Origin of the sequence: Tardiphaga sp. (genome assembly GCF_025356345.1) — a bacterium.
GTDB lineage: Bacteria > Pseudomonadota > Alphaproteobacteria > Rhizobiales > Xanthobacteraceae > Tardiphaga.
Window position 1 is genome coordinate 24,845 of the sequence record NZ_JANXTC010000104.1, and the last position, 12,972, is coordinate 37,816.

General features: G+C 63.6%; 12 protein-coding genes and 1 pseudogene. 6 read left to right on the forward strand and 7 right to left on the reverse strand.

Annotated elements, in window-relative coordinates; all coding sequences use genetic code 11:
- Positions 1–135 precede the first annotated feature (135 nt).
- The 3 genes from Q0S16_RS05985 to wrbA all read right to left on the reverse strand — a co-directional run bounded on the left by Q0S16_RS05985 (position 136) and on the right by wrbA (position 2,688).
- Positions 136–1,140 carry a TRAP transporter substrate-binding protein gene (locus Q0S16_RS05985; protein WP_295846058.1) on the reverse strand — a complete coding sequence of 335 codons (1,005 nt, stop codon included), beginning with the start codon at positions 1,138–1,140 and terminating at the stop codon, positions 136–138.
- A gap of 310 nt (positions 1,141–1,450) precedes the next feature.
- Complete coding sequence (locus tag Q0S16_RS05990; RefSeq protein ID WP_295846060.1) at positions 1,451–1,981, reverse strand: DUF2478 domain-containing protein; 531 nt, start codon at positions 1,979–1,981, stop codon at positions 1,451–1,453.
- 107 nt (positions 1,982–2,088) lie between these two features.
- Positions 2,089–2,688, reverse strand: coding sequence for an NAD(P)H:quinone oxidoreductase (gene wrbA / locus Q0S16_RS05995; protein WP_295846061.1), 600 nt, complete (start codon positions 2,686–2,688; stop codon positions 2,089–2,091).
- 112 nt (positions 2,689–2,800) lie between these two features.
- On the opposite strand from wrbA, the gene Q0S16_RS06000 reads away from it, so the two are divergent.
- Positions 2,801–3,703, forward strand: a complete 903-nt coding sequence (locus tag Q0S16_RS06000) for a LysR family transcriptional regulator (protein WP_295846062.1) — start codon at positions 2,801–2,803, stop codon at positions 3,701–3,703.
- A gap of 164 nt (positions 3,704–3,867) precedes the next feature.
- On the opposite strand, the gene Q0S16_RS06005 is transcribed toward Q0S16_RS06000, so the two are convergent.
- Both Q0S16_RS06005 and Q0S16_RS06010 read right to left on the reverse strand, forming a co-directional pair.
- A complete protein-coding gene (locus Q0S16_RS06005; RefSeq protein WP_295846063.1) occupies positions 3,868–4,944 on the reverse strand; it encodes a tartrate dehydrogenase in 1,077 nt (358 codons plus the stop codon).
- A gap of 148 nt (positions 4,945–5,092) precedes the next feature.
- Complete coding sequence (locus Q0S16_RS06010) at positions 5,093–5,938, reverse strand: alpha/beta hydrolase (protein ID WP_295846065.1); 846 nt, start codon at positions 5,936–5,938, stop codon at positions 5,093–5,095.
- Positions 5,939–6,054: 116 nt separating this feature from the next.
- Here Q0S16_RS06010 and Q0S16_RS06015 point away from each other — a divergent pair, with 116 nt between their 5' ends.
- The 4 genes from Q0S16_RS06015 to Q0S16_RS06030 all read left to right on the forward strand — a co-directional run bounded on the left by Q0S16_RS06015 (position 6,055) and on the right by Q0S16_RS06030 (position 11,146).
- The gene (locus Q0S16_RS06015; protein ID WP_295846066.1) at positions 6,055–7,479 is read left to right on the forward strand and encodes an amidase family protein; all 1,425 of its coding nucleotides are present in this window, start codon (positions 6,055–6,057) and stop codon (positions 7,477–7,479) included.
- 287 nt (positions 7,480–7,766) lie between these two features.
- Positions 7,767–9,092, forward strand: a complete 1,326-nt coding sequence (locus Q0S16_RS06020) for an MFS transporter (RefSeq protein ID WP_295846068.1) — start codon at positions 7,767–7,769, stop codon at positions 9,090–9,092.
- 32 nt (positions 9,093–9,124) lie between these two features.
- Positions 9,125–9,787 carry a sulfite oxidase-like oxidoreductase gene (locus Q0S16_RS06025; RefSeq protein ID WP_295846071.1) on the forward strand — a complete coding sequence of 221 codons (663 nt, stop codon included), beginning with the start codon at positions 9,125–9,127 and terminating at the stop codon, positions 9,785–9,787.
- Between the two features lie 135 nt (positions 9,788–9,922).
- Positions 9,923–11,146, forward strand: a complete 1,224-nt coding sequence (locus Q0S16_RS06030; RefSeq protein WP_295846072.1) for a bifunctional alpha/beta hydrolase/OsmC family protein — start codon at positions 9,923–9,925, stop codon at positions 11,144–11,146.
- A 49-nt stretch (positions 11,147–11,195) separates the two neighbouring features.
- On the opposite strand, the pseudogene Q0S16_RS06035 reads toward Q0S16_RS06030, so the two are convergent.
- A pseudogene (locus Q0S16_RS06035) lies at positions 11,196–11,606 on the reverse strand (alcohol dehydrogenase catalytic domain-containing protein); the annotation flags it as partial.
- 304 nt (positions 11,607–11,910) lie between these two features.
- On the opposite strand from Q0S16_RS06035, the gene Q0S16_RS06040 reads away from it, so the two are divergent.
- On the forward strand, positions 11,911–12,177 hold the full coding sequence (locus Q0S16_RS06040) for a hypothetical protein (protein ID WP_295846074.1): 267 nt from the start codon (positions 11,911–11,913) through the stop codon (positions 12,175–12,177).
- A gap of 164 nt (positions 12,178–12,341) precedes the next feature.
- On the opposite strand, the gene Q0S16_RS06045 is transcribed toward Q0S16_RS06040, so the two are convergent.
- Positions 12,342–12,972 (reverse strand): amidohydrolase family protein (locus tag Q0S16_RS06045; RefSeq protein ID WP_295846075.1); only part of this gene is annotated, 631 nt, incomplete at its 5' end.

Below are 12,972 nucleotides of genomic sequence, written 5' to 3' on the forward strand. Positions count from 1 at the left end.
CACTCGGTTCTCATTCCGGCGTACGAGCCGCGGCAGCGGCGATTGAACCCGGAACCTCGAGACGTTCAAAACATCTCCGGATTCCGGGTTCGCGGCCGGCTGGCGCCGCCCGCGCCCCGGAATGACGGTGATGGACTAACCCACCGCGGCGATGCGCTTGGTCATCTCGGCATATTTGGCGCCATACTTATCCCACACCGGCTTCACCGCTTCCTGGAACGGCTTCTTGTCGATCGTAGTGATGACGTCGGTGCCGACTTCCTTCATCTTGTCGAGCGCGGTCTTCTCGGCCTCGTACCACAACACCCGCTGTTCGGCCTGTGCCTCGCGGCCAAACTTCTTCACCAGCACCTGATCGTCCTTCGACAGCTTGTCCCAGGAGGCTTTCGAGAACACCAGCAGTTCGGGTATGATCAGGTGCTCGGTCATCGAGAAGTACTTGGCGACCTGATAGTGGTTCTGCGCCACGAAGGATGGCAGGTTGTTCTCGGCGCCGTCGACCACGCCGGTCTGCATCGCACTATAGACCTGATCAAAGCCCATCGCGATGCCGTTGCCGCCGAGCGCGTTCATGGTGTCGATGAACAACGGATTGCCGATCATCCGGATCTTCAGGCCCTTGAGGTCGGCGATAGTCCTGATCGGGCGCTTGCTGTTGTAGATGTTGCGCGAGCCGGCGTTCATCCAGCCGAGCGCGACCAGCCCGGTCTTCTGGTTGGCCGTGATCTTGTCGAGCAGCTCGGTGCCGATCTCGCCGTCGAGCACGGCTTCCATGTGCCGGGCGTCGCGGAACACGAACGGCATGTTGAAGACGTTGACGTCATCGACCACCGGGCCGACGGCGCCAACCGAGATGCGCGCGATCTGCAGCGCGCCGACCTGGGCCTGCTCGATGGCTTCCTTCTCGCCGCCAAGCTGCATCGAGGGAAACATCTGGATGGTGAGGCGGCCATTGGTGGCGGCGTCCAGCTTCTTGCCCATCTTGATCACGGATTCCACCGTGGGATAGCCGAGCGGGTGGACGTCGGACGCCTTCAGCACCATTTTGCTCTGGGCGAGTGCGGGGGTGAGGCGACCGAGGCCAGCGGCGCCGAGTCCCAGCGCGGCGAGGCCGCCCGTGACGACATCTCTTCTTCTCATGGACGAAATCCTCCCTGTGAATTTCCTGAGTCCGGCACTTTGGCCGGTTATTTGGTTCGCCCCTTAGGGGTCGACTTTGCTGGCAGTGTAGGAGCGCCCGGGCGCGTCGTCTATTCGCTTCGTCGATCGGGCGGGTCATAAAGTTGTACGATGACCCGACATCTAGTACCGGCGCGCCGGACGGACAAGCTCGGACCGCGCAAAGCGAGGTGGACTAAAGTTGAGGGCCTGGAGCTGATACGACGGCATTCCGGCTGTGTCCCGGCGGCGCAGTGCGCTGCGTCCGGGGAACGGATGCGTAGGCGCGGTTCTACGCGACCTGCGATCGCGCGGCGTACACCGACATCCACCAGGCGTCGAGCGCCGCGCGCTCGCAGGACAATTGCGTCGCCATGCCGTCGGAGAAACTGGCCCAGTCCGCCAACCGCGCCACCGGGACCGCGATGATAACGGGAATATCTGCGCTGAGCGCGCGCTCGATCAGATAGGACAGGCCCTTGCCATCGCGTTCCTGGCGGCCGAAGCGGTTGATGATGACCAGATCGGCGCCTTCGTCGATCGCGTTCGCCACCTGGATGCCCGCGTCGAGCAACTGGCCAAGGTCGAGCTTGCAGCCGGTCGCGCCTGGACCGAGGTTCTGAAACAGCCGGATCGTATGGCCATTATGGACCAGCAACGCCGAGAGTTGCGGAGCACCGCCGCTGGCATCGCCAAGCTGCACCAGACCGACCGCGCGGCAACCGCGCGCGTTCAGATCAGCCGCAAACCCGCGTAGCATCGCGTCGGGATCCTGGCTGTCGTCATAGACCAGCGCGGCGAGGGTGGAGAACATGTCAGACATTGTTCCGACCATGCTGCGCCGGAGCAAAAAAATCAACGCGGGTGGACGAACCGACAGTCATGCCTGGCATGACTGTCGGTTCCAGCCATCGAGCGATAGTCTATGCCTCAGCCATGCAGCTTTTTCGCGGTCTCCGCGATCACCCTGCCCTGATAGCGGGCGCCGGCCAGTTCGTTCTCGCTGGGCTGGCGGCTGCCGTCACCGGCGGAAATCGTCGTCGCACCATAGGGCGAGCCGCCGGTGACCTCGTCGAGCTTCATCTGGCCCTGAAAGCCATAGTTCAGGCCGACGATGGTCATACCGAAATGCAGCAAATTGGTGATGATCGAGAACAGGGTGGTTTCCTGGCCGCCATGCTGGGTCGCGGTCGAGGTGAAGGCCCCTCCGACCTTGCCATGCAGCGCGCCCTTCGCCCACAACCCACCAGCCTGGTCGAGGAAGTTGGCCATCTGCGAGGCCATGCGGCCGAAGCGGGTGCCGGTGCCAACGATAATGGCATCATAATTCGCGAGATCATCGATGGTCGCGACCGGCGCGGCCTGGTCGACCTTGTAGTAGGACGCCTTGGCGATATCGGCGGGCACCAGTTCGGGCACGCGCTTGATATCGACCGTGGCACCGGTCTCGCGCGCGCCTTCGGCGACAGCGTTGGCCATCGTCTCGATGTGGCCATAGGCGGAATAATAGAGGACGAGAACCTTGGTCATAGCGGGCTCCTGGTTGGACAACTGGCTTGGATGGCATGGCGTTATCCGGTGGATAGCCTGCGCCAGATGAGGCATAAATAGAAATGATGGAAACTCATCGTTCAGGAAATTGATGTCAAAACTTCTCGACTTCGAGGCACTGGCGATCTTTGCCAAGGTGGTCGAGCTGCGCTCTTTCGCGGCCACCGCGGCGGAGCTGGCGCTGTCCACCGCCACCGTCTCCAAGGCCGTCAGCCGGCTCGAGGAGAGGCTGGGCGCACGGCTGTTCAACCGGACGTCGCGGCGGATTGCGCTCACCGACGCCGGCCGTACGCTGGCGGTACGCGCCGCCCGATTGCTGGCCGACGGCGAACTGGCCGAGAGCGAGGCGCTGGCGCAATCGGCGACACCGCGCGGGCTGGTGCGACTCGCGGTGCCGATGACCTTTGGCACCAAGGTCGTGGCGCCGCTGCTGCCCGAATTTCTGGCGGCCTATCCCGAAATCTCGATCGATCTCAGCCTGAGCGATGCCACGGTTGACCTGATCGGCGAAGGATTTGACGCCGCGATCCGCATCGCAACTTTGCCGGATTCCTCGCTACTGGCGCGACGGCTGTGCGGCATGCCACGTTACATTGTCGGAGCGCCGGCCTATTTCGTCAGGCATGGCCGTCCGACACATCCGCTGCAGCTCGCCGGGCACCGGTGCCTCGGCTATACCTATCTCTCGACACCGGGCGTCTGGCACTTCAGCAACGCCGCGGGCGAGCAAGCCAGCGTGCGACCGGCCGGTCCGCTGCGCGTCAACAATGGCGAAGCGCTGCTGCCGACACTGATCGCGGGGTTGGGAATTGGCGACCTGCCGGAATTCATCTGCGGCGAGGCGCTGGCGTGCGGCCAGCTCGAAGCCGTACTGGCCGACTGGTCGCAATCCGAAAGCGGGGTCTACCTCGTCACCCCACCGGGAGGACCGCGCCCCGCGCGGGTCGAGGTACTGATGGAATTTCTGGCGACGCGGCTCGCGCGGCGATCATGATCCGTGTCCCGGACGCGGTGCGGCGTTCCACGCCGCTCCGCATATCCGGGATCCCGGTTTTTTTCTTCGCCACCCGGGGCCCCGGCTTTGCGGCGCACCACGCCGCCGAATGGCGGCGCGGTGCACCGCGTCCGGGGAACGATGCAACCGAGCCGAGGCAGTACCTACTCCAGCATCTCCGCCACGGCCTTGCCGCAGGCCGAGGTGTCGGCCTGGCCGCCGAGGTCGCGGGTACGCAGCGTGCGTTCGCCTAGCGTGCGCTCGATCGCCATGACGATGGCGGCGGCGGCTTCCTTCTCACCGAGATGTTCGAGCATCATCGCACCGGACCAGATCATGCCGATCGGATTGGCGATGCCCTGCCCGGCAATATCGGGCGCCGAACCATGCACCGGCTCGAACACCGACGGGAACAGCCCGGCCGGGTTGATATTGCCCGACGGCGCAATGCCGATCGTGCCGGTGCAGGCCGGGCCGAGATCGGAGAGGATGTCACCGAACAGGTTGGAGCCGACCACGACGTCGAACCAGTCAGGATGCAGCACGAAATTCGCGGTTAGAATGTCGATGTGGTACTTGTCCCACTTCACGTCCGGATAGGCCTTCGCCATTTCCTCCACGCGCTCATCCCAATACGGCATGGTGATCGAGATGCCGTTAGACTTGGTCGCCGAAGTCAAATGCTTCTTCGGTCGCGATTGCGCCAGATCGAACGCGAATTTCAGAATCCGGTCGACGCCGATCCGCGTCATCACCGTTTGCTGGGTGACGAATTCGCGATCGGTGCCGGGGAACATGCGACCGCCCACCGATGAATATTCGCCTTCGGTGTTTTCGCGGACCACCCAGAAATCGATATCGCCGGTCTTGCGGCCGACCAGCGGGCTGGGTACGCCGGGCATCAGCTTGACGGGGCGCAGATTGACGTACTGGTCAAACTCGCGGCGAAACTTGATCAGCGATCCCCACAACGAAATATGATCCGGAATTTTTGCCGGCAGGCCGACGGCGCCGAAATAGATCGCGTCGTGCTTGTCGATCTGGTCCTTCCAGTCATCCGGCATCATCTGGCCGTGCTTCTCGTAATAATCATAGGACGAGAAGTCGAAATGGTCGAAATGCAGCTTGACCCGGTACTTCTTGGCAGCGGCCTCCAGCACGCGCAAACCTTCCGGCATCACTTCCTTGCCGATGCCGTCGCCCGGGATGACCGCGATCCGATATTCTTTTTGCGTGCTCACGACCTGTTTCCTTCGCCAATAATTGTGTCGGGAGGTGTGGACCAAACCCGGCCGGCGATCAACGCTGCAGTGCACTGCGCGATGCGCGATGGCCGGGACCGATCGCCGCGGCCGGGTCATTGCTATCGCGAACGCACCCGGTTCGGGACTAGATCCGCTCCGCCATCTGCTTGATCAGCGTGGTGATGCGTCCAGTCGGAGATTCCAGCTGTTTCATGATGCTGAAATGATCGGCGCCGGCGATCTCCTCGTAACTCACCGGCAGACCGCGCACCGCGCGGAACGCGGCCAGATCCGAGGTCTGCTGCCGCAGCAGCGGCAACTCGTTGCCGCCGACCACCAGCGACAGCGGCGCCGCCGGGCCGCTATCCCGCAGCAACGGTGAATTGCGCTTCGACATCGCTTCATCGAGCTTCAGCTTCTCATTGAGATAGCTGTGGCGGATCGGCTCGAGATCGTAGATGCCCGATATGGCAACGCCGCCCTTGACCGCGGGATGGGTCAGCGTCGTGGCGGTGAGGTGGCCGCCGGCGGACCAGCCGCTGACGATGATCCGCGCGGGATCTCCGCCCAGTGACGGCAATTGCGCCACCAGCGCGTCGACGCTGGCGTGCAGTTCCGCGACAATCTCGTCGAGCGTGGCTTCCGGCGCCAGCGTGTAGCCGATCACGGCGACGTTGATGCCGTGCGCCATCGGTCCCGCGGCGAAGCAGGTGAAAAAATCCTTGGAGCGCATCTGCCAGTAGCCGCCATGGATCAGCACCAGCGTCGGGCCGCCATCGGCGGCCTTCAAAAAGTCGAACCGGTTGCGCTCGCGCGGCCCGTAGCTCAGCTCGAGATGCGCCGGAAACCTCACTTTCATCGCCTCGGAGCGCTCGACCCAGCCGGCGCCGATCTCGGCACTGCCAGCAACCGCGACGCCATTGTTGAGGCCGGCATCGACCTGCTCCCGACTCATCGCGCGCCAGTCCGTTGCTCCGAAAGGCTTACCCATGGTTGCATCCCCGTATTCGTGCAGAGCGGCGCGCTGCGATTACACTTCGTCGCAAAATGGTCTACACGGCAATTCCGTCGGGATCGACAATTTTAGGCAAGCGAACTGGAGAGTGCGTGGCATCTGATCAACAGCTCATCAAGGCGACGGCATGCGCCATCGTCGATCAACTCAATGCCGGCACGGTGACACCGCTTGAACTGCTGGATGCGCTCGAGGCGCGAATTGCCGAGGTCGATGACAAGGTCAACGCATTGCCGACGCTGTGTTTTGATCGCGCCCGCCGGTTTGCGACGGAGCTGATGAAGAAGCCGCTCGGTAGCCGCGGCATCCTGGCCGGCCTGCCGGTGCCCATCAAGGACCTCACCGCGGTGGCCGGCGTGCGCACCACGCAAGGGTCGCGGATCTTTCAGGACACGATCCCCGCCAGATCCAACCTGCTGGTCGAGCGCCTGGAAGAGAACGGCGCGCTGATCTACGCGAAATCCAACACGCCGGAATTCGGCGCCGGCGCCAACACCTTCAACGATGTGTTCGGCGCGACGCTGAACCCGTGGGACCTGTCGCGCTCGGCGGCGGGCTCCTCCGGCGGCGCCGCGGCGGCCCTGGCGAGCGGGACGGCCTGGCTGGCGCATGGCTCCGACATGGGCGGCTCGCTGCGCAATCCCGCCAGTTTCTGTGGCGTGGTCGGCATGCGGCCCAGCATCGGCCGCGTCGCCATTTCGCCCTCGGTGGCGATCGCGCGAACCCTCAGCGTGCAGGGGCCGATGGCCCGCAACGTCGAGGATCTGGCATTGATGCTCGACGCCATGAGCGGTGAACATCCGGCCGACCCGCTGTCGCTGCCGCTGCTGCCGGACACGTTCCGCGCCGCCGCACGCTCCGGCCGCAAACCGAAGCGCGTGGCCTATTCGCCGGATCTCGGCATCACCCCGGTCGACCCGGAAGTGGTCGCGATCACCCGCCAGGCGGCGCTGCGCTTCGAGGAAGCCGGCGTGATCGTCGAGGAAGCGCATCCCGACCTCCGCGAAGCGCATGAATGCTTTCACGTGCTGCGCGCGTATGATTTCGCGCTCTCCAAGGCGAGGCTGCTGCGCGACAAGCGTGACATGCTGAAGCCGGAAGTGATCTGGAATATCGAGGAGGGCCTCAAGCTCAAGGTCACCGACATCGAGCGCGCCGAAGGCCAGCGCGTCGCGATGGCGGCCCGCGCCTATGAATTCTTCCAGACCTATGACCTGCTGCTGTGCCCGGCGACGATCGTACCACCGTTCCCGATCGAGCAGCGCTATCTCGCGGAATGCAACGGCACCACCTTCGAGAACTATGTGCAATGGCTGGCGATCGTCTACGCGATCACGCTGATCTGCTGCCCGGCGATGTCGCTGCCCTGCGGATTTACCTCGCGCGGCTTGCCGGTCGGCCTGCAGATCGTCGGCCCGCCGCGCGGCGAAGCCGCCCTTCTCGCCGGTTCCCGCGTCCTCGAGGACATTCTGGGACTGCGCGGCTCGACCCCGATCGATCCGAGGGCGGCAGCCTGAACCTGATATAAAATATATCACCCGCGACCAGGCGGTGGACGCGGGTGATACCCCATCAATACGCATCAAGACGATTTTTGCTTCGTCCAACGATCCGGCTCGCCTCGCCTGCAACTTTCGTCGCATAGGCGCCGCCATGATCAGCATTCCGTCGAATATTGCATCGCACCATGCCTGCCGTGAGGACAGCAAACAGCTTCTGCCGGCTGCAATGCATCGCGCGGCATTGGCTTTTTGTCGCAGCCGTGGCAACGGAGCATTTCATTTCACGGAATTGAAGGTGACACGTGGCGGATCAAATTGCAGCACCGAACGTCGACGGCAAACTTCACCTTGCCGACGTCGAGAAGCGGGTGAAGGCGATCTTCATCGGCTCGATGGGCAACCTCGTCGAATGGTATGACTTCTACGCCTATACCGCCTTCTCGCTGTACTTCGCGCAGGCCTTTTTTCCGAACAGCGATCCCGTCGTCCAGCAGCTCAATTCCGCCGTGATCTTCTCGGCTACCTTCCTGATGCGCCCGCTCGGCGGCTGGCTGTTCGGCTACATCGCCGACGTCCACGGCCGGCGGCTGTCGCTGACCCTGTCGGTGCTGTGCATGTGTTTCGGTTCGCTGATCATCGCCTGTACGCCGACTTACGCGACCATCGGGTTTGCCGCCCCGGTGATGCTGGCCTTTGCCCGCATGATCGAAGGTCTCAGCCTCGGCGGCGAATATGGCGCCAGCGCCACCTATCTCAGCGAGGTGGCCGATCCCAAGCATCGCGGCTTCTATTCCAGCTTTCAGTATGTCACGCTGATCGGTGGCCAGTTGACCGCGATCATCGTGCTGCTGCTGCTGCAGAAGGTGTTTCTCACCGAAGCGGAATTGTATGCGTGGGGCTGGCGGATTCCGTTCGTGATTGGCGCCATGCTCGCGGTGTTCGCGGCGGTGATGCGGCGCGACCTGCATGAGAGCCCGGCCTTCGAGGAAGCCAAGCGACTGAAAAAGCCGATGGGATCGATCAGGGGGCTGCTGAAATATCCGCGCGAATTGCTGCTGGTGGTCGGCCTCACCGCCGGCGGCACCGCGGCTTTCTATACCTTCACCACCTACATGCAAACCTTCGTCAAGCTCTCGGTCGGACTCACCGCCGACCAGACCACCACGGTGATCTTCGGCACGCTGATCTTCGCCTGCCTGCTGCAGCCGCTCTATGGCGCGCTGTCGGACCGCATCGGCCGCAAGCCGCTGCTGATCTTTTTCGGCGTCGCCGGCACGCTGTCGACGATTCCGATCCTGACCGCGCTGCAATCGACCAAGTCGCCGTTCACGGCGTTCCTGCTGATCTGCGCCGCCTGGGTGTTTGTCGCCGGCTACACCTCGATCAACGCCGTGGTGAAGGCGGAACTGTTTCCGACCAATATCCGCGCGCTCGGCGTCGGCCTGCCCTATGCGCTGACGGTGTCGATCTTCGGCGGCACCGCGCCGATGATCGCGCTGTACTTCAAGAGTCTGGGCCACGAGCAGTGGTTCTATTATTATCTCAGCGGCATGATCTTCCTGTCGCTGATCATTTACGCCACCATGCGCGACACCAAGCACAACTCGGCGATGCACCGTCACGAGTGACGGCCGCGCCGTTCCAGCTACGGAGCACAGCGATGACCGACGAAAACCTGCCGCCGGACTCAAAGCTGACCAAAACCAAGGAGCGCTGGGCGCGCGAAGGCCGGTTTCTGATCGGCCGGATCGCGCGCCCCGACGAACAACGGCTGCCGCCCGGCCAGCACCTCACCAGGGATTGGCCGGTGCTGGACCTCGGCGTCACGCCGAACATATCGCAGGACCGCTGGCGGCTTGACGTCTATGGCGCGGTGGAGAATCCGCTGTTCTGGGATTTTGCCCAGTTCAGCGCGCAGCCGCAGCAGCAATTCATCTCCGACATCCACTGCGTCACCACCTGGTCGCGCTACGACAATCGCTGGGACGGGCTCTCCACCCGAGAGCTGCTGGCCGCCTGCAAACCAAGAGACGACGCGCAATTCGTCGTGCTGCATTCCCACGACGGTTATACCACCAACCTCACTTTGCAGGATTTCGCGGCCGAGGACGCCCTGCTGGCGCATTCCTGGCAGGGGCAACCGATCGAGCGCGACCACGGCGGCCCCGTTCGCCTGATCGTGCCGCATCTGTATTTCTGGAAGAGCGCCAAGTGGCTGCAGCGCATTGAATTCGTCACCGAGGACAAACCCGGCTATTGGGAAGTGCGCGGCTATCACAACCGCGGCGATCCGTGGCAAGAGCAGCGCTATTCGGACGATTAAATCCTGGCTCATCATTGCGAGGAGCCGTTGCGGCGAAGCAATCCTGTCTTGCTTCGCTTGTGCTTTCTGGATTGCCGCGTCGCTTCGCTCCTCGCAATGACGGGGAGATTCCAAACCACGTCCAAGGAGTCCGCGATGCCGACCGAACGCTTTCAATTTTCCGGCACGGATGGCCACGCGCTGGCCGCGGCGCTGGACCTGCCGGATGGCGCCATCATCGCCTATGCGCTATTTGCGCATTGCTTCACCTGCGGCAAGGACACCCACGGCGCGCGACGGATTTCCGCGGCGCTGACGGCGAGCGGCATCGCGGTGCTACGGTTCGATTTCACCGGGCTCGGTTCCAGCGAAGGCGACTTCGCCAATTCGACGTTCTCCTCCAACATCGCCGACCTCGTTCTCGCCGCCAACCATCTGCGCAACATCCGACAGGCGCCGGCGATCCTGATCGGCCACAGTCTGGGCGGCGCGGCGATCCTCGCGGCGGCCGCGAAGATCCCCGAAGCGAAAGCGGTGGTCACCATTGCCGCGCCGTCCGATCCCGCCCACGTCACCAAACTGTTCGCCGACCGCCTGCACGACATTCGCGTCCACGGTGAAGTCGAAGTGCAACTCGCCGGCCGGCCATTCCGGATCAAGCGTGAATTTCTCGACGATGTCGCCGAGCACAATCTGATGGCGCACGTGACACGGCTGCACAGGCCGCTGCTGATCATGCAATCCCCGACCGATGACACCGTCGGCATCGATAGCGCCACGAACATCTTTCTCGCCGCCAGACATCCGAAGAGTTTTGTATCGCTCGACGGCATGGACCATCTGCTCACCGACCGGACCGATGCCATCTACGTCGCCAATCTGATCGCAGCGTGGGCGGCGCGGTATCTGTCACCACTCAAGGAGCAGCCGGTTACGGCCCTGCCGGAAGAACCGCGCCGGGTGATCGTGCGCGAAACCGGCGCCGGCAAATTCCAGCAGCAGGTCATCGTCGGGCCGCATCTTCTTCTTGCCGACGAACCCGTCACCGCAGGCGGCACCGACACCGGCCCGGGGCCCTATGATCTCCTGCTAGGCGCGCTCGGCGCCTGTACCGCGATGACCATGCGGCTCTATGCCGACCGCAAGGCGCTGCCACTGGAGCGCGTCAGCGTGACGCTGACGCATGGCAAGATCCATGCGACGGATTGCGAGGCCTGCGAGACCAAGGAGGGCATGATCGACCAGGTCGAGCGAACAATCTCGATCGAAGGGGCGCTGGACGCCGGACAGCGCGCCAGGCTGATGGAGATCGCCGACAAGTGCCCGGTACATCGCACGTTGACGTCGGAGATCAGGATCGTGACGAAAGCGGCTGAATAGGTTCGGCTACGGCCGCAGCAACACCCGGTCGCGCGATGAGCCGGCCACCGAAAGGCGCGCCAATGCCGGCGGTCTCCTCCCATGACAGACCGCCCGGCTTCTCCACCAGCGCCTTCGCCTCGACCGACAGATGTGTGGCATGGGTCCCATCGCGGCGGATGCCGCGATCACCCGACGAACCAAACACCTCGCGGCCGATCCAATGGGCGGGGCCGTCGATCACCACCCCGGCAAAATCCCGGCCGGGCGTTCGCGGAAAGATGGCATAGGGCATCAGCCCGGTCGCCGCCTTGATATCGGACGGATTCACCGCCGCGGCCCTGATCTCGAGCACCACCTCGCCGGCCGCCCGTTTCAGTTCCTGCCGGTCCACCACCAGCCCGATGGAGGCGGCGTCGGCTGCCTTTGCCAACAGCCGAACACAGTGCGCATCAACGGAAATCGCGGTTTCAAACGACATCAAACAAGTTCCCCGACGGATGCGCGAGGCTCAGGCGCCGCGAGCAGCATAGGGCGCACCCGCGCGATGGCGGCAGCCCTTGTTCCGAGACGGCCCCCTACCCGATTGAGCGAAAGGGCTCCTCGCCCAACGCCGAATTCTTCCGGTTCGGGATCCAGGTGAATCTTTGCGAAATTTGATTCGCCGCCGTTAACCCTTTTTAAAGATGTCCGGCTTGCAGCCAAACTACCCATGCTAGATTCTGATTCGAGCTTGAAAGAACGTGCTTCGCCTCGGGGCGCGTCAAAGATCATCTGGGAATTTCATGAGCCATTCCGTTGCCTACCAGTCCGCCCGCGACGCCCTGCCCGATCAGGATCAGAAGCAAGCCGCTCTCGGTTACCTCAACGAAGCCTGGGCCGAAGCGCGCCATGATGGCGTCGACGGCGATTGCCTGGCGCAGGCCAGCCTGTTCGCCGCTTTCGCCGAGCTGGTCGGCACTTACGGCGAAGATGCTGTCGCGAAATTCGTCGAAGGTCTGCCAGCGCGCGTCCGCAACGGCGAGTTCTCGCTGACGCTGGCGAAGCAGTAATTTTTTCGCGCCCCCTCAGCCGTCATTGCGAGGAGCCCTGGCGACCAAGCAATCCAGTCTTCGCTAGTAGCCTTCTGGATTGCCGCGTCGCGGAGTATATCATCGGGCCGGCGAAGCCGGACCCGGTGGCTCCTCGCAACGACGGAGGAGAGCTTCGCGCGTCGTTACCCCCGCAACGTCTCCAGAAACCGTACCGTCTCGCCCTGCGCAGGCGTCACGAGTTCGCCCTGCCACATCACGCGGCGGCCGCGGACAAAGGTCCCGACCGGCCAGCCGGTGACTTTCACGCCGTCATAGGGCGTCCAGCCGGCTTTTGAGGCCACCCAGTCGTTGGTGATGGTCTCGGAGCGCTTCATATCGACGATGGTGAAGTCGGCATCGTAGCCGGCGGCAATGCGGCCCTTGCTGGCGATATTGTAGAGCCGCGCCGGACCCGCGCTCGACAGATCAACGAAGCGCGCCAGCGACAGCCGGCCGGCATTGACGTGGTCCAGCATGATCGGGACCAGCGTCTGCACCCCGGTCATGCCCGACGGCGAGGCCGGATAGACCTTGTCCTTTTCCTGCAGCGTATGCGGCGCATGATCGGAACCGAGCACGTCGATGATCCCCTGCGCGATGCCGTTCCAGATGCCGTCGCGATGGCTGGCGTCACGCACCGGCGGGTTCATCTGCGCCAGCGTGCCGAGCCGCTCGTAGCATTCAGGCGCGGTCAGCGTGAGGTGATGCGGCGTCGCCTCGCAGGACGCGACGTCCTTGTGGTCGCGCAAGAATTCGATTTCCTCCTTGGTGGAG